The following is a 23,763-nucleotide window of genomic DNA, read 5'->3' on the forward strand; positions in this document are numbered from 1 at the left end:
ATGCCCACCGCACCTACTCGGAGTACCCACCAGTCCCCGCGCCTACGCGGATCAAACTTTCCCCGCGCCCTTCTGCCAATAGTCCCGTATCTTTTACCGGCCGCGCTCAATGATGTTCCGAAATCCTGCTCCTCGGCATAAAACTGCTACCTGCGTCTGCTTGAACGAAATTTTTTCCCCGCCCTTCTGTCATTACTTACGCATATTTACCGACCGCGCCCCTATTTGGGTATTAACCCCGTTTTGGTGACGTTTTCGCCCTCCCGGTGCAGTTGCGCCCTCCCGATAGGGGACAAAGAGAAACCCTATCCCGAGCGGCAAATGGCGGCTAGGAAAGCTAAGGGGGGCAGTAACGGGTAGATATTTTGCCGGCAGTAATCACGGGTAAAGACCGCGCCGTTTGTGTGCCTGCAAGACGCGTTCCACCGCCAATACGGTAGCTGCGACCCGCAAGGTCACGCCTTTTTCTTCGGCGTAAGCCTCTACATCTTTCCAGGCGGAGGTAATACGCTGTTCTTCTTCCTTTTGTACCCGCTCTAGCGGCCAGAAGAAGTTATCGCGTCCTTGTACCCATTCGTAGTAGGACACGATTACGCCACCGGAGTTCGCTAAAATATCGGGGACAATCATTACTCCCTTTTCGTTCAAAATCTTGTCGGCAGCGGAATCGGTGGGGCCATTGGCGCCCTCGACAATAATCTTGGCTTTCACATCGGGAGCATTTTCCTTGGTGAGCACCCCTTCAATGGCGGCCGGTATCACTACGTCTACATCGAGTAGCAGCAGCTGGGCAGCATCCATGGGTTCGGCACCGGGGAAGCCTACGACTTTGCCTTTTTCGTCCACGTATTCGCCGAGAGCTTTAGTGTCGATACCCTCGGCGTTGTAGATGGCGCCGAAGATGTCGGAGATGGCGACTACTTTGCCGCCGCGACGCTGCGCGATTTCGGCAGCTCCGCGCCCTACTTTACCGAAGCCTTGGATGGCCAGGGAGGCGTCCTCGAATTTGATGCCATTTTTCTTTAGAGCGGCTTCTACCATGATTACTACGCCCAGGGAGGTTGCTTCCGCGCGTCCGAGTGATCCGCCGAGAGAAACGGGTTTACCAGTACAAATACCGGGGACGGTGTAGCCTTGGAACTGCGAATAGGTGTCCATAATCCAGGCCATGGTCTGTTCGTTAGTTCCCACGTCCGGGGCGGGCACATCCTTTTCCGGGCCGATAATCGGCAGAATCTCGGAAATGTAGCGGCGAGTTACCCGCTCTAGTTCTGCCTGCGAATACTTGCTGGGGTCAATAGTCACCCCGCCTTTAGCTCCGCCGTAAGGCAGATTCACTAGGGCGCATTTCCAGGTCATCCACATGGATAGGGCGCGAACTTCGTCAATATCGACGTTTTCGTTGTAACGGATGCCGCCTTTGGCCGGTCCGCGCGTCAAGTTGTGTTGTACCCGGTAGCCGTGCAGCACTTGATGGGTGCCGTCGTCGCGACGAATCGGAATAGAAACGCTCATTTCGCGGCGCGGCGAAGCGAGCATCTCGTAGTCGCCCTCGGAAAATCCCAGGATTTTCTGAGCTTCCCGCAGCTGATTCTTCGCGTCCTCATAGGGATTCGGTTTGTAATCCTCGGACATAAATAGTTATCTCCTTTAGGTTTTATTTATGGTGTGCCTGGAGACGGTATTACCGGCTTTTTGCCGCGGGCGGTGGGGGCGGGTAATACCCAGTACCCTCGCAGCCACTTCCACTGTTAAGCGGCGGCAATCACATTTTATCTAGGACGTAAGTCCAAGGCAATAGGTGATATGAGTAATAAATAAGAATGAAAAAATGGGGAGTCAATATCCGCCTACTACAGGGGCGATTTTGAAAGTCTGTAACTCATATTCCAGGTGTTTGCGACTCTCGACCGAATCGTAGCGAGGGCAACCAGGGATAATGCAATACCAACCGAATAGCAAAGCTGCCTGGGAAACAAGGAGTCAAGTGTGATGACCTTGCTACCCAGGCAGCTAATAGGAGGTGTTGAAAATGGGAATCCCTAACGTTCTTCCCGCAGTTTGCGAGCCGCAAGCAGCCCTGCACCTATAATCGCGAAGATTACCGAAACTAAAGCCAAAGTTGCGCCGTTAGGTCCGGTTATCGGCAGGGAGGAGGGGGCGGAACTAGATGTGGAGGAACTGCCCATTCTGTCTTTCCCATTTGGAGCCTCGGTAGCTCCGCCATTTTGATTACCAGATGGTGCCGCAGTTGCCCCGCCAGTTTCAGCCGGATTCGGCTTCGTGCTGGGGTCGGCGGTCGGTCCGGAGGGCTTTCCGCTGGGTTCGCTGGGCTTAGAGGTCGGCTCAGTTGGCTTGGTGGGGTCAGTAGTGGGCTTTTCAGCTGGCTTAGCCTGGTTCATGAAAGGAACAGTCGAGTTTTGTACCCACTCGCCGTTTTCTCCCTGGCTAAAGGATAGAACCTGTGGCTTCGCTATTTGCAGACCCTTGGCAGTAGTAAGCTGTTTCAGCTGGTACTGCAAGGTTACGTCGTCAACCTTAACTTTATAGGCGCCGGTAGCAGCATCTAGGTCAGTAGGGTCAGTGGGAACCGCGAAGGTGGTAGTGCCACCGACAAAATCCGTGACCGTAAAGGCATCCCCGGCGGGTTTACCATCCTTGCCCAGGGGAGTGACCTGAAAAGAGGTTCCGGCTACTGCCTGACCTTTAGAATCAAGCACCTTCCAGGTGAGTAACCCGCTGACCGGTTTTGGATCAGTGGTTGGTGGGGGTGTTGGAACCTTCTGGTTCTTAATAACCAAAATGCCGTTCATTAAATCAACCCCGGTGTCGCCAACGGAAACTTGAGGATTGCCACCCTCAAAACTAATGGTGTAGACGCGGTTGTCTTTAACAAATCCGGCAGGTGTGCCAGTCTGTTTTAAGGTGTAGGTCTTAGCTAAATCCAAGGTTGCTTGGAAAGAGGAATCTGCCTTATTTTCAGCGACCGGCACTACCTCTTGCCCATTTGTGAGGGAGAAAGTTCCCCCCGATAACGGATTCGATTCTCCATCCACCAATTTCCAAGTGAAAGCCTTGGTCTTGATAACTGGAGTGTTCTCAAACTTTAGACCGCTACCTTCAACAATCTGGCTGTAGCTACCATCGGAAGAAGCGGAGAAACTCACGGTTTGTGCCGGGGTTTTAAGCCCGAAATCAGGGCTGGTAGTGAGCTGTTGCACCTGGTATTTCAAGGAGCCATCGGGAACTACTACCCGGTATTGTCCCACTGCTTTATTCAAATCAGTGCCAACTGAGGTAGTGGAATCGGTGACGATAAAAGACTTCGCCGCGTCCAAGGTTTTCCCGTCCGCTAAGAAAGGAGTAACCCTAAAGGAAGTGCCGGGAACATACTGCGCTTTATCGGCAGAAGAAACCACTTCCCAACGAATTTGGGCTTTAGTAGGTAACTTGGTGTTCTTTATTACCAGACCAGCAGTGGGTAGGTCGTTTCCACCTACTTGAGCCTTATAGCTTTCACCGCTTTTAACAAAAGTGACTTGGTAGCTGGAGCTATCCGCCGAGTAACCGTTAGGAGCGGTAATCTGTGACAAAGTGTAGGTCTTGGTCGGATCAAGATTCGAGGCCATATATACCCCCGGATCTGCCGCATCTTGAGAAGTTACCGTGAGCGGAGCTTTTCCGCCAGTCAATCTGAAAGTACCTCCATTAAGCTCCTTACCGGCAGTGTCGGTAAGTTTCCAAGTGAAAGAGGTAGTAACCGGGGGTTTGGGTAGCTCACTATTGGTGAAAGTTAGGGTGCTTACTTCTTTACCGTTCACTTTTGTAGCCCAAATTCCGTTAGCCTGGTCTTTTTCTACAAAAGTGATGCTATAGGAAGTAGTCTCACCTAGCTTGTAACCTTTAGGAGCATTGCTCTGAGTTAAGGTACAGCTGCCCTTAGTCGGGTCTAAGGTAACGCTGTAAGTTCCCGAGGTAGTACCGGTGGCAGGAATATCAACCGATTTACCTGCGCAAACCAACTTGAAAGTGCCTCCTGGTAGCAAGTTCTGCTTTGTGTCTTGTAGCTTCCAATTGAAAGCTACCGGCTGGGGAGGAAGTGGAGTCTTGGCGTTAGTGATAACAAATGCGGCAGCGCTCACCGCCGTATTATTTACCTTTGCCTGGTATCCCTGAGAAGTTTTCTCGAAAGTTACCGTATAGGAGGTCTGGGCAGGTAGCTCGTATCCTTGAGGAGCCTGCGTCTGGGTAAGTACATAGGTCTTGGCAGGATCAAGATCATTTACGGTGAAAGTACCGGAAGTAGAATCTGGTACGTTTACTGCCGCCCCGCCCTTTTCAGTCAGGGTGAACTGTCCGCCGCTTAAGGCTTTACCCTGACCGTCTTGTAGCTGCCAGCTGAAAGTAGTTTTTTCCGGCTGTGGCTGGGGAGGAGCGACTGTATCTTCGCATTTGGTAACCGCTGTCACGGTAGTATCAGCGGTGAGTTTCGCTTGTGATAGGTCAGTCTCGCTTATTCGACTTCCGTTAAGCTCCCAATGGTCAATCGAACAGGTCTTGCCGGAAATCGTAGGCAAAGTTACTGCCGGTAGCGCCCCTAAAGAGGAGTTCGGGGGCAGATAACGCTCGGTGGTGTAAGCCTGCGGAAGGCTTCCGCCCTCGCCAGCTACTTGGTATTTTAACGAGTAACCCTGCGCCCATAGCAATCCGTCCTGAGTGTATAGCTGAGAGGTGACCGGGAAGGTGAACGCGCCCTCTGCTTGCTGATCCCCGTGATAGGCGAAGAGCCGCGGAGTCACCCCAGATTGCAGATAGTAGTTGCCAGTTTTGGGAACCGAAAATGCCAATCCGTTATAAAGGGTGCTGGTAAGAGCCGAGGAAAGCACGGTTTCGCCCTCGGGGGTAACCAGGGAGAAATGTATGGTCTGTTGGTTTTGAGCTAGCTTGCTGACCGCCGTGGTGAGTCCCAAAGTTAAGGGCGAACCGCTGCCATCAACGCTGCCGTCTGCAAAACGTAGGTTTAATACCTGCCCCTTGCCCTTAACGGCATCAAGCGGCATATTAACCCCATTGGCTAGGGCGAACTTGCCGCGATTACTGCTGCCGTCAGTGCGGGGAGAACCAATCGGGGAAGTGACCTGGATTTTTGCCCCTGCGTCCAAGTTTGCGGTAACGGAGTTACCAGAGCCGTTGCTCTTAAAGCCGAGCCCTACGCCCGAGCTGGCTTGCCCGCCAATCAAATCCAGGTTGGGACTACCGGAAAGAGTGATTTGGGCTGGTACTTGGGTTTGTAAACCAGAACCAATTGCAGCACCGAAACCGTAGCCTAACTGTTGCTTCTTAGGTAGGCGAACTGGCTGGACATAGGCTTTCACGGTGGGGGAACCAGAGATAGTGACCTTAAAGGGATCAGCTACGTAAGGTTTGATGTAACCGGCGCTGCCAATCACCGCCCCGTGCCGAAGCCCAAATACCTTGGCTGTAACCTTTGCTTGGTCGCTAATGCTCACCTGACCAGAACGGTTAGTGGCTGCTCCGATTGCACCATTTGGTGCTTCATCGTCCTCTAAAGAATCGGTATCAGTTTCCGCGGTCACCTGGGCATTGCCAAAGATGCGAACCTGATTTTGAGATTGTCCACGCGCGGTGTCCTCGTCTAGGCGAGAGTTCCCCTCGAACTGCTCTGCTGGGGGAAGCCCGCCCGCTCCGATAGCTGGGGATTCGCGCACCACCCCGAGCGCTTTTACTTCGGCGTTATCGGAAATAGAAACGGTGGAAGCTCCGGAAGCGAAGCCTCCGCCGATAGCTGCTCCTCGCCCATTGGAATAGGCAGCAACTTGCGCATTGCCGGAAATTTTCACGTTTACGCTGGCGCTGTCAGGACCAGAGCCAATAGCGGCAATGTCACCAGTGGCCGCGAGGGTGGAGTCGGCAGTCCCTACGCTCACTTTTCCGCCGCTGATTGCTACTTCGCAGCCGGGAGTGAGCGGCCATCCAAAGTCAGCAAAGTTTTCGTTCCAGTTACCCACGCCGCGGCAACCGATATTCATAGCGCTGTTACCGGTGTCGGAAGCGCTAGGAGTCACCTGTACCAAGCCACCACTAATGTTTACCTTTGCATATGCCTGGGTGTAAACACCCTGCGCAGCGCCATCTTTGCCCTTCATGGGGGTGGTGAAACTGCCCGCACCTAAAGCAGTGTGATTTCCGTGGGCGTTAATCTGCCCGCCACTGACGTTAATAGCTACCGCAGCTCCGGTTTTTGCCCAAGAAATATCGGCAGAGGTAGGCATTTTAACTGCGCCGCGACCAGCACCGATAAATGCGCCACCATAGGAGCCGTCGCCAGTCTTGTCTAGGTTAATAGTGCCACCAGTGATGTTAATAGTTCCCCCAGCGCTCCAGGGGGTTTCGTCATAGTTGTTGAGCCACGAGGGGTTAGTTCCCGATTTAACCTCGTAGAAAGCGCCACCGGAACCAATCATGGCTGCGCTTTGCGAGGAAGCCTGCAAATTCAACGTACCACCAGCGATATTGATAGTGCCGAAAGTCGAGAAATGCTGAGTACCGATGAGGGCAGCTTGCGAAAGTGGGGAAGTGGGGTTGGAAAGATTCAATACGGAAGAATCTTCACTGCCAATAGTCAGCTGGGTATCGGCTTTAACCTGCACTAACGGCAGAGGTGAGGGGTTGTCCTTAGTAGCATTTTCAGAGGAGGCCTTGCTGCGAGTAAAGGTATTGTCGCCCTTGAAAGTGAGCCGGTTTTGCGGGTTCTTATCCCCGGCAACCACGATAGCTTTATCAGGGTAAGCGGTATTGTCAATCTGCAAGTTGTTTACAGTCAGGGAGTGACCCTCGCTCACCACAAAAGTTAAACCTTTGAAAGTCTTGTTAGCTGAGCCGGTGATGGTGACATTGCCAGCAACGCTAATGCTGCGACCGTTAGCGTCGGCTGGTAAGTTGGCATCGCTTAAATCAATATCCTTGCTGACCTGGGTACCTAGTTCGTTCCAGTTCTTGATTACCTGCCCGTTAGCGGCATTGGCGATACCTACCGCTAGAGCCGGCCCGAGTAGGGCAATCATATATCCGACCAGGGATAGGACGAGCACTAGCGCTGTGGGGCGCTTTGCTATGGGATTGCGCATCGAAACTCCTGCTGATTTTCAAAAGTTAAAAAGATTACAATTCTGTAACAACTCTACCAGATTTAGGGGTTGGTGCGCTAGTGTGTTTACTCTGTAAAAACGACTGTTCTTGCAGCTTAACTTGATTGTGGCAGAAGTAGCATTAGCGCCTCTAAGGGGATATGTACCCAGTCAGGGCGTTGCGCCGCCTCGTAGCGTAATTCGTAAAGCGCTTTTTCCACTTCAAACGCTCTAAGCACCGCCAAGGCCGGGGCAGGCAGTTGCTGATCTGCGAAATATCCCTCCAGGAATGCTAGACGAGCGCGGTTCAGCCAATCGCCGTTTTGACCGCCCTCTACCCGGGCATAGTCAAACGATCGCAACATTCCCGCAATATCCCGCTCTACCTGGTCAGGGGCAGTTCGCTCCTCTAGAGGACGCAGAGGCTCGCCCTCAAAATCGGTTACATACCAGCGCCCACCGCTATAGAGGCATTGCCCCAGGTGATAGTCGCCGTGAACTCGTTGAGTGGGAGGCAGCGCTCCCAGTGCGGTCAGAGCCTGCGCTAAATGCTCGATTTCGTTGCCAATCTGAGGGTGGCTAGAAAGAGCAGGATAAGACGCTTTAGCCTGCTCGTACTGGTAACGTAAACGGCTGGCAAGCATAGTTCCCGAGGATGGATTCTCACCAGCTCCAAAAGCCGCTAATAGATGGCGGTGCATATCCGCTGTGAATTCTCCAAGCTCGCGGGCAAGGGTTTCGGGATTCTCGCCACTGCGTGCCAGGGAGCACACCAGTTTGAAACCATCTTTCGCCTCGTCAAGGAGGGTAGCTGCGCAGGCGGTAGTCACCTCTTGGGGCTTACCATCTTGATTCCAGAGGTTTAGTAACGAATAACCAATAGGCTTGGGAATACCCTCCCATCCGGTCTGGGCTAAGGCGTTAGGGGTGCTGACCTCGGGATTTAGCCCCGAAACTAGCACTCGGAAAAACTTGATAATTGCAGGATATTTCCCCCGGATGAGGACGGAAGTATTGGACTGTTCCCCGGTAAGAACCGTACTGGTTTCGCTGGCTTCCAACAGACGAGGAATAAAGTCTTCCGGCTCGGGCAGTAGCGGAAGCGTCCCGGATTGGTGAGCTAAACTCAGCCAATATTTCACATATTCAGGGTAGTAAGGGGCATCTACCAGGTAGTAAGGAGTGTCTTGCGGGCAGATTGTTCGTCCGGCAATACCGGAACCCTCCCAATTGGAAACCAGCGCTAAAGGCAGGTGATACCACACATTCTGGGCTTCAAGAATAAGTAGCCTGAAACGCGAATCATCAAGCTCGCGATAATCTAAAACCCGCACTTGGGAGCGTTTAAGACCAGCAGGAAACCAACGCCGCAAACTCAAATAATCCCAAATGGCATCAATAATGGCGTCCCGGTCTGGCCAAGGTAGCCGGAAGTTAGTTACATCAGCGCTCATTATCGTCCTCCTTCAATAACGAGAAATCTAACGCCGGATAGGAAAGCTGAGAGCCGGAAGAACCCGTGCTGTCTAAATCATTAATGGTGCTGGTAGTGTCCACAATCACCGGTAGGGAAGTGCTGACTGTAGCCACTTCGAGGCTGAGTTCTTTATTATCTTCAACCTGGTCAGGAGCAAAAAGCTCCAACCAATAAAAACCGTGGCGATTCATAGTTACGGTTACGGTTTCATCTGCGCCCACCGTGGGGAACCAACCCCCGTCGAAAGCCTCACGCAAACCCCAAGAAGCCATGCCCGGCAAGAATAATTTCGCTGCCAGCGCGCCCTCGCCCAGATTGTAAATACAAAGGACGGTAGAATTTTTATCCCGGCGGATAAAAGCCAACACCGAATCCTGGTCGGCTCTAACCTGCGAAAGCGAACCTTGACCAAAACAGGTGAGGCGACGTCGTAAATGAAGCGCTTGCCGCAGCCAATGCAATAAGGAAGTAGGACGCCCCAAAGATTCTTGCACGTTAATGGTGCGGTTATCCCAACCAGGGGAGTCAATCAAAGGAACCAAGAAAGAATCCGGATCCGCGGTAGAAAAACCGGCGGTAGAAGAAGTATCCCATTGCATCGGGGTGCGTACCCCGAAACGGTCAGGGAGCCAAATGTTATCACCCATGCCGATTTCGTCCCCGTAATATAAAAACGGAGAACCAGGCATAGACAACAAGAGGGCGTGCGCCAGTTCTACTTTGCGCCGTGAACCCCCCAGTAAGGGTGCGAGGCGGCGACGAATCCCCACATTAGCGCGCATACGTGATTCCGGGGCATACCAGGAATACATATCTTCGCGTTCCTCGTCAGTAACCATCTCTAGAGTTAGTTCATCGTGATTACGCAGGAAAGTACCCCATTGTGCGCCAGCAGGTAACTCGGGAAGCTCCGCCAATATTTGACGAAGCCCCTTAGAGGAACCGGTTTGCAAAGCCGCAAATAGCCTGGGCATCAGGGGGAAGTGGAAACAAATATGACACTCCGGGTCGTTCTCAGTCCCGAAATAGTCAATCACATCAAGGGGAGGTTGATTGGCTTCCGCCACCATCAAAGTTCCTGGAAACTCCGCGTCCACCATTTTTCGAAGTTCGCTCACAAACCAGTGAGTTTTCGGGAGGTTTTCGCAGTTGGTGCCGTTTTCTTCAAATAGGTAGGGGATCGCGTCCAGACGGAAACCATCCACCCCGGTGCGACACCAGTAACGCACCACATTCATTACTGCCGCTTGCACCGCCGGATTCTCAAAGTTCAAATCCGGTTGGTGCGAAAAGAAACGATGCCAATAGTATTGCCCGCGTACCTCGTCATAGGTCCAGTTTGAGGTTTCGGTGTCGATAAAAATGATACGCGCGTCCTGATAATCGGTATCGCTGTCGCGCCAAACGTAAAAATCCCCGTATTCACCCTCTGGATTCTTGCGGGAAGCCTCAAACCAAGGGTGCTGGTCAGAGGTGTGATTGACTACGATATCGACCAATACCCTAATTCCGCGCTCGTGGGCGGCCTCCACCAGGGCGGTGAAATCTTCCATCGAACCAAAAGCCGGGTTTACGTCCGTATAGGCACTAATATCGTAGCCTCCATCGCGCATAGGCGAAGGATAGAAAGGGGGAAGCCATAGGCAATCCACCCCCAGCCAAGCCAGATAATCAAGACGCGAAATCAACCCCTGGAAATCCCCGATACCGTCCCCGTTAGAATCAGAAAAAGCCTGGATTAACACCTCGTAAAAAACGGCGCTGCGATACCAGTTGGGAGACTCAGAGGGAGAAGAAACCGGACGGGAACAAGGGCGGGGAAACAACAGGTTTCCCCGCGGCTCGGTTTCTTTAGATATGCTTTCGCTCAAGCAAGACTCCTTTAACTATTTCCAAGAACTGTGCCAATACCCGTTTAGTCGGATTCCACCGCGAACACGTGGGCTACGCGCTCATAGGGATTAAGCTCAAAATAGTTGCTGGCTCCCCACTGATAGACCTGTCCATCCAGTTCGTCGCGAACTTTGAAACACGATGAGGACGAGTATCCGCTAATCTTCAAATCCGCTAAATCCAGGTAGACAGAACCAATAGCGGTATTCTTCGGATCTAGATTAACCAGCACAATCACGGTATCTGCGCTTCCAGTCGGCGACTCCCAAGCATCTAGATGACGAGAAAAGCAAACCACACTGGGGTGAGTAGTGGGATGAATACTCAGGTTTCGTAGCCTTTGTAAAGCCGGATGCCGCCTGCGGATACCATTTAGGCAGGTTAAGAGGGATTGGATTTCTTGAGCGGTTTGACCGGAATAATCACGCGGTTTGAACTGGTATTTTTCGTTATTAATCTGCTCTTCAAAACCTGGTCGCTGTACATTTTCTATCAGTTCATACCCAGAGTAAATCCCCCAATTGGGAGAACCGGTAGCTGCTAAAACTGCTCGCATTTTGAAAGCCGGTTTTCCGCCCTCAACCATAACTTGCGTGAGAATATCATGGGTGGTTGGCCAGAATGACGGTCGCATATACGAGCAAGACTCCCAGGACACCTCTTGTAAGTATTTTTCAATCTCCTCGCGATTATTACGCCACGCAAAATAGGTGTAGGACTGATGGAAACCAACCTGAGCTAAGGTGCGCATCATGGCGGGACGGGTAAATGCTTCCGCAAGGAACAACACTTCGGGGTGTTTTTCGCGGAACTCCGCTAATATCTCTTGCCAGAACTGCACCGGTTTTGTATGCGGATTATCAACCCGGAAAATCGTTACCCCATGGGCAATCCATTTTTCGATTACATCACGGACAGCGTTATATAGTCCGCGATAATCAGTGTCGAAACTCAGGGGGTAAATATCCTGATACTTCTTTGGGGGATTCTCGGCATAGGCAATCGTGCCATCGGGACGATGCTTGAACCACTGGGGGTGTTCTTTTACCCAAGGATGGTCGGGAGAACACTGCAACGCCAAATCCAGTGCTACTTCCAGCCCCAGTCCTTTAGCTTTCTTCACAAAATAATCAAAATCATCAAAAGTGCCAAGCTCAGGATGAATAGCGTCATGACCACCCTGGGGGCTGCCGATACCATACGGAGAGCCAGGGTCACCGGGCGCAGCCTCTAACGCGTTATTGCGTCCTTTGCGGAAAGTAGTACCAATCGGATGCACAGGAGTTAGATACACCACGTCAAACCCCAGGGAAGCAATCCGGGGTAAATCTGAGGTAGCAGTACGCAAGGTACCAGAATGCCACTGTCCCTCTTGATCTTGGTAAGCGCCAATGGAACGCGGAAAAATCTCGTACCAAGAACCGTATAGGGCGCGTTCGCGATCAACCCGCAAAGGATAGGTGCGCGAAGATTCTAGCAGGTCACGCAAAGGGTGGGTGCGGAAAATGCCGCGGATTGAAGAATGAAGCCCCACCGATAGGCGCTCTTGAATCGGGCGGGTTTTATCCCGCATTGCTTTAGCGGCCTCATGCAGCCGGGTAACGCGCTCACTGTCAGGAGGTAGTTGGGCGGGATTGTTAAGTGCCTGCCCACGGGCAGCCCGTTCAAGAAGCAATGCCCCCTGCTCGAACTCTAGTTCAACATCAATACCTGCCTGAATTTTGATTGAGGCTTCTTTACTCCAGGTTTGATAAGGATCTGACCAGGTGTCTATGCGGAAACTCCAGTCGCCGGGAGTGGTTGGTTTTAGCCATGCCTCTAAACGATCCAAACCGGGGGCAACATCATACATTCGTACCCGCATGGTTTCCGTCCCCTCGGGGTTAAACAATACGGCTTCCGCCCCTAAAGCGTCATGCCCTTCCCGAAAGACGGTGGCACGTACCGGAAAAGACTCGCCTTCTACCGCTTTAGCTGGCCACAGCCCATCTTCGATAACCGGTTCCACTTCGGTAACCGGAATCCTAGCTAGGCGGGCAGAGGCAGGGAATAAGTTTCGCGGTTCTAAGGACGAGGGCGCAGATTTCGCTCTACTAGCGCGCTTGCGGGTGGTGGTAGTAGCGTTACTAGCAGCTTTCTTTTCCCCAGTTGTTTTCTTAACCGTAGAGGTCGCGGTAGCTTTCTTTACGCTTGCGGTTTTAGCGGTCTTGGCTTGACGGACGCTTCGCTTCACCCCGGTGGACTTAGGTTTAACTGTTTTCGTGCTGGCAGTTTTGCTGCTCTTAGCTTTGGTAGCGGTAGTCTTTGGGGGCGTAACTGTATCGCTAGTTGAGGAGGCGCTCGGGGCGGTAGTCTTCTTTGCCGCGGTCACTTTAGCGGCGGCAACCGGTTCGGAGGTAGCGATACCACGTTCGCTACTAGCCGGAGAATCACCCTTTTTACCAGCTAGTTTCGTTGTTGAGCGGGTTGTGGGCGAACTGGAGGTGTCGCTTGCCATGCTGTCTCCTTATTTGACGGACTCTGCATATTCCAGCCTAACAAGTGCAACTGTCTCGCGCGCCCTTTCAATCCCGGTAAATAACGGAAAAATCAGCCTTTCCCGCACGAAACCAGGTAGAAAAATCGCTAAAATCGGTCGTTCTCAGCCGTCAGTAGCGGAAGCCGGTCCCTCCAAAGAAATTTTAGGACCAAGATAAGTTGGTTTCCGTTTGGTAGTTACCCAAATAACATCTTTGGTTCGTGCCGCCCACTCGCGAATAGTTCGCCCCGTCTGTCCCGGATAGCTATTCCCGGCAGCTCCGACTCCCCAAGCCTCGATACCGCGGCTTTGGAAATCATAGAGGGCGCGTGGAAGATGATAGGGCTGAGTAACCACTATCGCGGTGCGCACTGAAAAAATAGCGTCCGCCCGATAAGCAGACTCATAGGTTGAAAAACCGGCATGATCGGCGTAAATATCCTCGGCTTTTACCTGGTGCTGCCGCAGCCAGTTCCGCATGGATTTAATCTCGTCATAGTGCACTTGTCCATGGTCGCCACTAATCAGAATCTTTTTAGCAGCTCCCTCCCGATACAGGTTCACAGCGGTTTGCAACCGCTGAGCCAGAATCGGGGAAGGTGACCCATCCGGATAAGTACCCGCACCCAAAACCACAATCACCTGCGCGCCCTTATCTTTTGCCTCGGAAAGGGAAATAATCTGCCCCTTAGTTCGATGCAAAACATATAAATTAGTTCCAGCCAGGCAAATAACGACCATCACCACCAGGGTGATTAGGAGTTTTATCAGTGTTCGCAGTGGTTTCATAGGGCTAGTAAACCATGTTCATTGCTTGACGTACCTCGCCCAAAGTCTCGTTTGCGACCTCGTTAGCGCGCTGATTACCGCGATGTAAAATATCCCATAAATAACCGGGGTCAGCTAGCAGCTCTGCCCTTCGCGACCTAATCGGAGATAAAGCGGCATCTAAAGACTCCGTGAGTACCTGTTTCAGTTTCCCAGCCCCCTGATCCCCGATTTCTTCAGCAATAACGCGAGGATCTTGCCCACTGGCAAGACCGGCAAGGCGCAAAAGATTAGACACTTCAGGGCGATTATCCGGGTCGTAAGTAATATGACGCTGTGCATCAGTCTTCGCGCGTTTGATTAGTTTCGCGGTCTCGTCACTGGTCATTCCCAGCTCAACTGCGTTGCCACGCGACTTCGACATTTTTTCGCCATCCAAGCCTAAAATCAGGGCGCCATCTCCGGAAAGAAGCCCCTCAGGGCGAGGAAACACCCGATGTTTCAGGGAAGATTTACGTCTAAATACCCGCTCAAAACGATCCGAAATTAGTCGTGCCTGCTCCAAGTGGGGGAGTTGGTCTTTACCTACTGGAACCAGATTTGCTTTACAGAACAAAATATCGGCTGCCTGATGCACCGGATAAGTGAGCAGCAGTGCCGACATGGGGCGCTCGGAAGCCAATAGTTCCGATTTCACTGTAGGGTTACGGTGCAGCTCCGCCTCGGTCACTAAAGACAGGAAAGGCAGCATTAACTGGTTTTGAGCTGGCACTGCTGAATGGGTAAAAATAGTGGTCTTTTCGGGGTCAAGTCCACAAGCAATATAGTCAGCGAGCATATTCAGGACGCGCTCTCGAATCGGACCGGTTCCCTCCCTATCAGTGATTACCTGATAGTCGGCAATTAGAATCCAGGTTTCCACCCCGCGCCGCTGAATCGTCACCCGGTTTTTAATTGTTCCGAAATAATGCCCTAAATGTAGGGCACCGGTCGGGCGATCGCCGGTGAGTACCCGGAACTTGCTGGGGTCTTTATCTATTGCTGCCTCAATCTCTTGAGATACCCGCTCCGCTCGTTGCAGAGAGGCTGCGTCGGTAGAATTTTCTAGTTTTTCGCCACTATCACTCATAGCCCCAGTCTACGTGGGAGGAGATATTCCAGAAAAACCTAGGCTCTGCGCCTCTTTGGTGACGTTTTCGCCCTCCGGGTGCGGTTGCGCCCTCCCGAGGTGGGAATTGTGGTCGTTATTGGGGCGTTTTGCCGGTATTGGGAGGGGGGTTTTGTCTCGGGAGGATGAAAACGGCGCGTATGCCTGGAATCAGTAGGGTGGAAATGTTGCTCCGGTGGGCGTGGTTGCCTGGTTATATGCCTGGAAGTTGTGGGTGCGGGGGATTGGTTGTCTCCTGTGTCGGGGCTGGCTCGGTAAAAGCACTCCGGGTTTCTCTAACCGGCTGTGTAGGGGTGTCGCGCGGAGTCGAGGTTTTATCCGAGTGGGTGTGGTGGGCATAAGAATTTGGAAAACGCCGCTACGTTTTCCAAATTTCTTGGGCGGGAGGAAAAATCTCTCCCCCGCGATTTAGATTTCTTAAGCTACAGCTGCGCGTTAATCCTCTCGGGAATCTGCCAAGAAAAATTTGTTAGACAAAAATGCTAGTTGAGTAGGTTCATGTTGCTGGTGGTGAACTTCAGCTCGGGGTTAGGTGGGGGCGGGGGGATATACAAGATGCTTAGCCAGGTAGCCAGGGAAGCGCTAGCGGAAATCACCGCCACCATGAAATCTGCTCCTGCTTGCTAGGGAGGACGAGGCAAATATATAGTGACTAAACAGCAAGCTTTTCGCTATATAAGCCAGTAGGCAATGATGCCACAGAAAGATATCCGATGTTGCATACCGTTTTCGCTAGGTTAAACCCTGCTAGTCACCTGTGTCCCCCCGAAAAACCAAAGACTTTAAATAAAATTATTTCGGTTATCGGCATCTTGAGTCTAGTTATTACGGCTCTTGCCTTGACCGCTCCTACCACTGCGCTAGCTAAGGAAAAGGAATCAATAACGGTAAATGCTACTGCTTTCGGTGCTGACCCCAGTGGTAAAACAGATTCTGCCCCTGCGGTAGAAAAAGCGATAGAAAAGCTGAAAGAGCTGCGAAAAGCGCACCCGGATAAATCAATAGTTTTACGTTTTCCTACGGGAAGATACGATTTTTACCCCGATAAAGCCCCAGAGTGCACCCTGTATGTTTCCAACACGGTGGGTGCAAGTGAAAGATTCAAAAAGAAACGAATTGGAATCCTAATTGAGGATTTAGATGACGTGACCATAGATGGTAGCGGTTCACTTTTTATGTACCACGGAAAAATGACTGAATTCGCAGCCATTAATTCCAAAAAAATAAAAATACAAAATGTAGCTACCGATTTTGCGACCCCAACCGTTATAGATATTGCGGTAGAAAAAGTTGATAGTGACACCAAGACAGCTACTTTTCTAGTTCCAAAACAATACAACTATTCTTTGAATGGTAATGATATAACGTGGTATTCCGATAGCAGTCCTTATAGTAACCAACGATACTGGACCACAAAGCAATCAGAATTTAGCTATATGCAGGCATATGATGCTTCCAAACAGCAAACTTGGAGAGCTGGCAACCCGAATAGCACAATCTTTGCTAATGTAACCTCTATTAAAGAAATAAAAACCGATAATGCCAGTCATCTAAAAGTTACCTATTCTAGCCCGCTTAACAAGTTGTTGAAAAAGGGAATGTATTTTCAGATGCGGCTGTTAGACCGAGACCATCCCGGAATGTTTATTTGGAAATCTAAAGATGTCGCTATTGAAAAGACTCAGATAGGTTTCTTACACGGCTTTGGGATTGTGGGGCAACATAGTGAAAATATAACTATTGATAATGTTCGGTTTGAGGCTCCTGCGGAAACCGGGCGTTCTACCTCTGGATTTGCTGACTTTATCCAAATGTCAGGAACAAAAGGTAAAATACAGATAATTAATTCCTATTTTTCTAACCCTCATGACGATCCCATTAATGTTCATGGCACATTTAATGAAGTAGTCGAAAAAATAGCCGCAAATAAAATCAGGGTACGTTTCAAACATCATGAAACAGCCGGTTTCCCCAATTACTTCATCGGGGATCAAGTTGAGTTCTCTACTAAGGGGAATATGATTACTGTTCCAGATTCTGTGCGAACCGTGACCGCAGTGGATGGTCCAGACGGTAGGGGAGGAATCCAGGGTGAAGGCTCTGGAAATCTCACCGATATTATTTTGACCTTTGATAAAGACATTCCTGCCCAAATTGGGGTGAACGGCACCCACGTAGTAGAAAATATTACCTACACTCCCGAAGTGGAAATATCGAACAATGTTTTCACCGCCACCCCCACGAGAGGGATTTTGGTAACCACCCGTAAAAAAGTGGTTATAGAGAATAACACCTTTGACGGAATCGGAATGGCAGGAATATATATTTCTAACGATGCTCAAGGCTGGTACGAATCCGGTCCAGTCAGAAACCTAACGATTAAGAATAATACTTTTTTGAATGGCAGTTCCCAGGCGATATTTATACAACCGACTAACCCGACTGTCAGTGAAACAAATACTGTTCATTCAAATGTGACTATTACCGGAAACAAGTTCTATATTCTGAGAGCAGGCGCGCAGAATCCTGCGGGCAATGGGCGAGATGCGCAGCGAGTTCTAGATGCTAAAAGCACAAAAGACCTCAGTTTCACGGATAACACAATCTGGCTGCAAGACCCCGGACTCTTGACTTTAACATCAGAACAGAAGATAGTGCCGGTGGGAGGCAGTATGCGACTGCTTACTTCCGGCAGCCCAATGACAAATACCTCTTTATATCGCCTGCAAGGAAACAAAACCGTTACTATTGCCAATAACAAATATGGGCAAGGTTTAGACACTTCCGTAGATGTTTCCCAGATGGATTCCGCTAATATCAACATCAGTAATGATTTAGCCAAGACTAATGGGGCAGTTGTAACTAACCCCTCGACCTCACCGACCGTTACTCGCTACTTTGTTTCCTCGAATCCGAACGTAATAAAAGTAGATTCTGAGGGCATAGTTTATGCGCTAAGTGAAGGCAGCGCCACGCTCACCATGACAGAAGTTGTAGGAACTGGAGATAAGGCGGTTAAACGCACCTCTAATCCCTTAACGCTGCAAGTTTCGACCACAGCCGGTGTGCCACAGGAAATCTACAGCTTTACTGATAAGTGGAGCATAGAAACAGAAGATTCGGCTCACCAAATAAAACCTAAGGAATTTGGCTTCACCTCGACCTATTCATCTGGAGGTCTATACCAAGAACAGCAAGGAAAAAACATTTTAGTCGGTCAGGTGATAGCCCCTGAAAGCTCCAGTGATTTTGAAATTACCGTCAGGCAACAGGGGCTAACCAGTTCTTCGTGGTCAGATACCGGAGTTTACCTGTACAAGGATCAAAACAATTACCTTGCTATTCAAAGAAAACACCGCAATGGTAATATCCGAAAGATTGCCCAGGTTAGAGAAAGCTCCGCAAAAGCACAGGAAACTTGGTACGGCGGAAATGAGACGGTACGAGCCGGTGAAAACGCCGAATCCGTCCTCCTGAAGTTTTCAAAACAGGGAAATACTGTTACCACCTATTTCAGTGCTGATAACGGAAAGAGTTGGAACAAAATCGGGCAAGCAGATGCTAGTTTCCTAGGTAAAGACATAAAACTAGCTTTTGCTTCCGCTAGTAGTTCTGACCCCGATGGGAATAATACCCCGGTTTCCTATACGGATATCACCCTGAACGGTAAAAAGATAAAACTAGGAACGAAGAAAACTGTCCAGGACATAACGCCCAGCGGAAAGATTCCAACCGCGAAAAACAGTCAAGCACGGATTACCGGTTCAGTGACTGGGCTATTAGATGGCGAAATAACCACGATTCCCAATGTATTCAATTACGCCGCTACTACTGATGGCGCTCATTCCCTGATTAAGGTTGCTTTCAAAACCAGTCCGAAAGCAAATATGCGGCTCCAATTGAATAATAAAGAACTAAAACCAGGCGCAGATGGAACATTTGAATCTATTCAATTAGCTCCCGGAACAAATATCTTAAAAGCTGACGTTATCGCAGAAGATGGGATAACTCATTCGGTTTACCGCTGGACAATGTTAAACACGGATACTCACGCGAATAGCACTCCTGCCACCAGCGAAGCCTCACGCAGCGTGCAAGTTAATGTTCCAAACGAGCAGGCAAACATGGGGACAGCGGTTATAGAACCGAACACTATCAAGGGCGTAAAACTGTATAAAGGTGACACTGTTACTTTGAAAGCAACTCCCGCCGAAGGATATCGCTTCACTGGTTGGCGTCTCGCAGACAAGACAGTATCTTTCGAACCCGAGTTTTCCTATACGGTCACAGACAGGGACGTCATATTTAACGCAACCTTCGCCCCTATTGCCTCCCCGGACACTCCTCCTATAGACACTCCTCCGAGTGATACCCCCACTACCAACCCGCCAACAACCGGTGGGGCTACCCCCGATACTTCTAGCGGGGGCAAAGCTACCCCCAAGGGAGTAGCTTCCCAAAAGGGAACCACCAGGCAAGCACAAAGCGGTAAGAACTCAAAACCTACAGTAGCTGGGCTTACAAAAACTGGTTCTCAAGATGTATTTTTACTTGCACTTACGTCCTTCATCCTAGTTAGTGGGGGCGCAATAATCCGAAAGCCTAAACGCTCTCAGCTGCGTAAATAATTCTGATTTAGTTCTTTCTGCAAGAAAAAACCCACGGCAAAGCTTCGCCCCGGATATCGCTGGGGCGAAGCTAACTGGGGCGAAGCTAGCCGGGAAAAGAGACTAATCCTCGCGGGAATCGGCTAGGAAAAGTTTGATAGATAAAGGCTCAAGCAGGATATCGTCACCGGCCAGGTTAAGCGAAGGCACGTCCTCGTCAGCTTCTGTAATCGCAGAATCCCATACCTCGTGGTAGGCAGTTCCTCGACCCGGAGCTAAACGCACATGTTTCGGGGAAAGCATCCCATTGAAAACTGCCAGCAAATCCTGATCGCCATAGGGGCGTCCGGAACGTAACATTTGGAAAACCCGGCTGGCAGGGTCATGCCACGCCCGGTCGCCCATTAATAGTCCCACCTGGTTGTACCACGACAAATCCGAAATCGTGTCCCCAGGGTGAGGTTTACCAGTCAAAAACTTTGAAGGACGGAAAACCGGGTGTTCACGTCGCAAAGTAATCAATTTTTGTACAGCTCTGTAGAGCTCTTTTTGCCACTCCGCCAGTTCCCAATTCAACCAGGTAGTCTCATTGTCTTGACAATAGGCGTTATTATTGCCACCTTGAGTGCGGGCAAACTCGTCACCTGCCAGCATCATCGGGGTACCGGAAGAGATAAACAGGGTGGTAAACATATTGAGCGTTGAACGAATCCTGGCGGCAGCTAACTCTGCTAAAGGAGAATCGGTTTGTAATATTTTCTCGGCTTCATGACCGGGAATAAACACCCGTCCTTCACTACCATGATTCCAAGACAGGTTGTTATCTGAACCGTCGCGGTTGTTCTCTAAATTATTTTCATTATGTTTATGGTCGTAGCTAACCAAATCCCCCAAAGTGAAGCCATCGTGAGCAGTCAGGAAATTAACCGAGCAACGCGGGGAACGGACTGCGGGAATATGCCCAGCCCCGTAAATATCTTGGGAACCAGAAAGGCGAGATGCCAGTTCAAAAGGGGGAGCCCCGCGAGATTCGCCCCGAGCCTGCGCCCGCCCATCGGATACCCAAAAACCGCGGACGGTGTCCCGGTAACGGTCATTCCAGGTAGAAAACGGTAACGGAAAATCTCCGGTCTTCCAACCGTCTGGTCCGACGTCCCAAGGCTCGGCAATCATTTTAACGTCCCGCAAAACCGGGTCATCTAAGCAGGCTTGGAAGAAAGGATGGAAACGGGTGAAATGCTCCTCGCCACGCGCGCAAGTAACCGCCAGGTCAAAGCGGAAACCATCAATCCCTACCTCGGAAACCCAGTAACGTAAAGAATCAAGAATCATTTGGACTACTCGCGGATGGGAAGTATCCAAAGTATTTCCGCAACCGGTGTAATCAATGTTTCCACCTTGGGAATTCAGGCGGTAATACATAGCATTATCTAGGGCGCGCCAAGAAAGTGCCTGTCCATCTGAACTGCCTTCACAGGTGTGGTTATAGACCACATCTAGCAGCACTTCTATCCCATTTTCATGCAGAATCGAAACCATGCCCCGGAACTCATCAAGGACTGCGGTAGGTCCTAGACAGCGAGCCTTACTGGTGGCGTAGGAGGGTTCCGGAGCGAAATAGGACAGGGTGGAATATCCCCAATAGTTACTTAATCCCCGCTCGTTTAAGAATGCTTCCGAGAGTTTAGCGTGCACCGGCAATAGTTCAACCGCGGTGATTCCCAGATCTTTTAGATAGGAAATAGTTACCGGGTGTGCCAATCCGGCGTAGGTCCCCTGTAGTTCCTGGGGTATTCCCGGTAACTGTTTGGTGAGCCCCTTGACATGAGCTTCGTATATTACGGTATTTTCCCAGGAGGTTTTAGGACCGGGAACTACCTCAAACTGTTTATCTACTACCACTGCGCGTGCCGTAAAGGGCGCCGAGTTGGTGGGGTCTAATTGGAAAGGATACAGCGGGTAGAGCGCCGCATCTGTTTTATGGGCGTAGGTTTGGCTGCAAAGCTCAACGTTTCCACTAATCGCGCGGGCATAGGGGTCGAGGGCGAGCTTATAGGGGTTAAAAAGATGTCCCTGTTCCGGATTCCACGGTCCCCAGGCGCGAAAGCCGTAGCAAGTTCCAGCCGTTATCCCGGCAACGTGGCCGTGCCAAATACCATCTGTTGGTCCGAGCAATCGGTAGCGCGTTTCTTGGGCTGTAGGTTCTCCGGAAGTGAAAAAACAGACTTCTACCGCCTGGGCATTAGGGGCGGTGACAGCAATATCAACCCCGTCTCCCTCTAGATATACCCCTAGGCGGCTAGGTTGGGTTGCACCAGCGTTTACCGAGGGACTGGACGGCTGAAAAGAGTCGTTCACTAAATGCACAAGGTGAATCCTATATCTTGACTGTCTGTCCACCTATTTATACAGGTAAAAAGCTTATCTGAGCTTTTTATTTTAGAACCTTTCCCCTTTGGAAAAGTGGCTAATCAGGGGTAGTCAGGGCTAATCGCCGCTGCTGTTGATAAGGAATTGAGGCTAGGGGATAGGAGACTAATAGGGCGGTTATAAATAATGTCGATACCAGTAACCAGCTGCTGTGCCAATTTTTAGCGGTGGCGAATACTTGCGCGGTAATTCCTAGGGGAAACAGGTGCTGCGTCACTACGATAGTAGAGAAAACTAACGTGGGTGTAACTATAGATACTGCTCTACCGGCTAAAAGGAGGGCGAGCATGGACAGGGATCCCAAAATGATAGGGGTGCCGAGAAAACCGATTATACCGGGAAGTTGATAGCCCAGTTCGCTCCATATTGATGCGTAAATACCAGGTGATAGCGGGCACACAAGGGCTAATGATCACTAAAGCGGTGAAAATGCTGTGGATCGCCCGACGGGTTGGGGGAGCTTTACGCTCAGCCTTATTGAAGTGCGGCTTGGTAAATGTGGGGAGAAAACTGGCGGCAATGAGTGCGCATATCTCTGCGATACCTACTGCGCGGGCAGGAAACCCGGCTTTCACGCTAACCCCGATGTAGGTCATGGGGAAAGATAGGGAAAGTATGGATAACGCAATCAGGAACAACGCACCCACGTAGGCGTTGCGGGCGTGCAGGAATCCATTAACGGTGTTCATAGCGTTTTGTTTTTCAGGGAGCAGGAGGTGATGAGCTTATTTTGGGTGTGCAGGAATGAGTTAAGTTCCCTCTCGTTCATATGCGCAAATGTGGAGTTTACCTCCGGAGAAATATGTTCGGCTAGATTGGTGTATTTGGTGCGCTGAAGCAGCTCATGAGCGATTGCAGAATTGAGGTCGTGACTTTCGATAGTTTTCGTCTTGTCGATACAGCGGTCGGTGGTAGCCGCGCTCACCACCTGCCAAGCAATGCTTTCTTCCAGGCTATTAGCAACGTTTTCGCTATCATAAGGACCGGAATCAACAATGATGAAAGCCTCGCCGTTTCTCGGTAAATCTCGTTCAACAGCGGCATCGTCACTAATGGTGGTTAGCAGAGAACTGATTCCAACCGTTTGCAGCCGGTTGATACTTTTTTGTATCGAAGTGCGTGCTGGCAGGTTTTGTTCATGTAGGCAGACCTGGAGTTCTTGAGTCTTAAAGCAACTGGTTTTCACCGGTCGGTGAACGGTTAGCAATTCTGGTCGCCATACAAAAGCGCATCCGGCCAGCGCAAGGACGCATACTATGGGAACTATTTGGGGGAGTAGGTGCGCAGATGAACCTGGGTTTTTGCCTGTAAGCGGGAAACTTAATGCGCTGTAGCCTGCTAACAGCAGCGTGCAGGCAAATATCAGCGAGAAGACTGCTACTGCCGGATTGGTTTCAAAACGAGCCGAGCCCGCTACCTGGTGAACCGGAAATAGCAGAGCCAAAGGACGCAGTATCGGTTCGGAAATTATTGCCATTAGAGCAAAAGTAGCGACCGATATCAGGGGTGCTATAAAGATTCTTTTTATGGCAACTCCGGTGAAAAAACCGATAGCGACTAGCGTTATAACCCCAGAAAAAGCGACCAGTAAGCTTGCCCACGATGCACTTCCACCACTCCCGTAACGGCTAGTGAAGTAAAGCAGTGGGGTGCAGCCAAGAAGATGCCCGGTAATAGCGAATGCAACGATGATTCCCAGTTGTCGCATGGCGGCTTTAGATCGCATTTTACCGGTGCTATTGACCTGAAAAATT

Annotated in this window: 12 protein-coding genes; 2 read left to right on the top strand and 10 right to left on the bottom strand. The window is 50.6% G+C overall.

What is annotated here, in order from left to right:
- Positions 1–378 precede the first annotated feature (378 nt).
- The 7 genes from QZT94_RS08640 to trpS all read right to left on the bottom strand — a co-directional run bounded on the left by QZT94_RS08640 (position 379) and on the right by trpS (position 14,933).
- Entirely contained in the window at positions 379–1,635 is a 1,257-nt protein-coding gene (locus tag QZT94_RS08640; RefSeq protein WP_296773372.1) for a Glu/Leu/Phe/Val dehydrogenase, read from the bottom strand.
- A 407-nt stretch (positions 1,636–2,042) separates the two neighbouring features.
- Complete coding sequence (locus QZT94_RS08645; RefSeq protein WP_296762584.1) at positions 2,043–7,148, bottom strand: SpaA isopeptide-forming pilin-related protein; 5,106 nt, start codon at positions 7,146–7,148, stop codon at positions 2,043–2,045.
- 116 nt (positions 7,149–7,264) lie between these two features.
- Entirely contained in the window at positions 7,265–8,602 is a 1,338-nt protein-coding gene (locus QZT94_RS08650) for a phosphotransferase (protein WP_296762581.1), read from the bottom strand.
- Positions 8,592–10,451, bottom strand: coding sequence for a maltose alpha-D-glucosyltransferase (gene treS, locus QZT94_RS08655; protein ID WP_296762594.1), 1,860 nt, complete (start codon positions 10,449–10,451; stop codon positions 8,592–8,594). Before treS ends, QZT94_RS08650 begins: the two co-directional genes overlap by 11 nt.
- A gap of 89 nt (positions 10,452–10,540) precedes the next feature.
- Positions 10,541–13,015 (bottom strand): maltotransferase domain-containing protein, encoded by a 2,475-nt coding sequence (locus QZT94_RS08660; RefSeq protein WP_296762579.1) that lies wholly within the window; start codon positions 13,013–13,015, stop codon positions 10,541–10,543.
- Between the two features lie 144 nt (positions 13,016–13,159).
- The gene (locus tag QZT94_RS08665) at positions 13,160–13,825 is read right to left on the bottom strand and encodes an ElyC/SanA/YdcF family protein (protein ID WP_296762577.1); all 666 of its coding nucleotides are present in this window, start codon (positions 13,823–13,825) and stop codon (positions 13,160–13,162) included.
- A 4-nt stretch (positions 13,826–13,829) separates the two neighbouring features.
- A complete protein-coding gene (gene trpS / locus QZT94_RS08670) occupies positions 13,830–14,933 on the bottom strand; it encodes a tryptophan--tRNA ligase (RefSeq protein ID WP_296762574.1) in 1,104 nt (367 codons plus the stop codon).
- A 537-nt stretch (positions 14,934–15,470) separates the two neighbouring features.
- Between trpS and QZT94_RS08675 the strand changes: the two genes are divergently transcribed.
- Complete coding sequence (locus tag QZT94_RS08675; protein ID WP_296762572.1) at positions 15,471–15,599, top strand: hypothetical protein; 129 nt, start codon at positions 15,471–15,473, stop codon at positions 15,597–15,599.
- Between the two features lie 86 nt (positions 15,600–15,685).
- The gene (locus QZT94_RS08680; RefSeq protein ID WP_296762570.1) at positions 15,686–19,600 is read left to right on the top strand and encodes a right-handed parallel beta-helix repeat-containing protein; all 3,915 of its coding nucleotides are present in this window, start codon (positions 15,686–15,688) and stop codon (positions 19,598–19,600) included.
- 102 nt (positions 19,601–19,702) lie between these two features.
- On the opposite strand, the gene glgX is transcribed toward QZT94_RS08680, so the two are convergent.
- From glgX to QZT94_RS08695, 3 genes are all read right to left on the bottom strand, one after another.
- Positions 19,703–21,946, bottom strand: coding sequence for a glycogen debranching protein GlgX (gene glgX / locus QZT94_RS08685; protein WP_296773374.1), 2,244 nt, complete (start codon positions 21,944–21,946; stop codon positions 19,703–19,705).
- 326 nt (positions 21,947–22,272) lie between these two features.
- Positions 22,273–22,698, bottom strand: a complete 426-nt coding sequence (locus QZT94_RS08690; RefSeq protein ID WP_296762566.1) for a hypothetical protein — start codon at positions 22,696–22,698, stop codon at positions 22,273–22,275.
- Complete coding sequence (locus QZT94_RS08695) at positions 22,695–23,735, bottom strand: hypothetical protein (RefSeq protein ID WP_296762565.1); 1,041 nt, start codon at positions 23,733–23,735, stop codon at positions 22,695–22,697. Before QZT94_RS08695 ends, QZT94_RS08690 begins: the two co-directional genes overlap by 4 nt.
- Positions 23,736–23,763 lie beyond the last annotated feature (28 nt).

It is taken from the genome of Varibaculum sp. (assembly GCF_008661855.1).
Classification (GTDB): Bacteria; Actinomycetota; Actinomycetes; order Actinomycetales; family Actinomycetaceae; genus Varibaculum; species Varibaculum timonense_A.

Coding starts and splice junctions, on each gene's coding strand:
- QZT94_RS08650 (WP_296762581.1), bottom strand. CDS start 8,602: ATGAGCGCTGATGTAACTAACTTCCGGCTACCTTGGCCAGACCGGGAC.
- QZT94_RS08690 (WP_296762566.1), bottom strand. CDS start 22,698: ATGAACACCGTTAATGGATTCCTGCACGCCCGCAACGCCTACGTGGGT.
- QZT94_RS08645 (WP_296762584.1), bottom strand. CDS start 7,148: ATGCGCAATCCCATAGCAAAGCGCCCCACAGCGCTAGTGCTCGTCCTA.
- QZT94_RS08675 (WP_296762572.1), top strand. CDS start 15,471: ATGTTGCTGGTGGTGAACTTCAGCTCGGGGTTAGGTGGGGGCGGGGGG.
- QZT94_RS08695 (WP_296762565.1), bottom strand. CDS start 23,735: ATGCGATCTAAAGCCGCCATGCGACAACTGGGAATCATCGTTGCATTC.
- trpS (WP_296762574.1), bottom strand. CDS start 14,933: ATGAGTGATAGTGGCGAAAAACTAGAAAATTCTACCGACGCAGCCTCT.
- QZT94_RS08660 (WP_296762579.1), bottom strand. CDS start 13,015: ATGGCAAGCGACACCTCCAGTTCGCCCACAACCCGCTCAACAACGAAA.
- QZT94_RS08665 (WP_296762577.1), bottom strand. CDS start 13,825: ATGAAACCACTGCGAACACTGATAAAACTCCTAATCACCCTGGTGGTG.
- QZT94_RS08640 (WP_296773372.1), bottom strand. CDS start 1,635: ATGTCCGAGGATTACAAACCGAATCCCTATGAGGACGCGAAGAATCAG.
- QZT94_RS08680 (WP_296762570.1), top strand. CDS start 15,686: ATGTTGCATACCGTTTTCGCTAGGTTAAACCCTGCTAGTCACCTGTGT.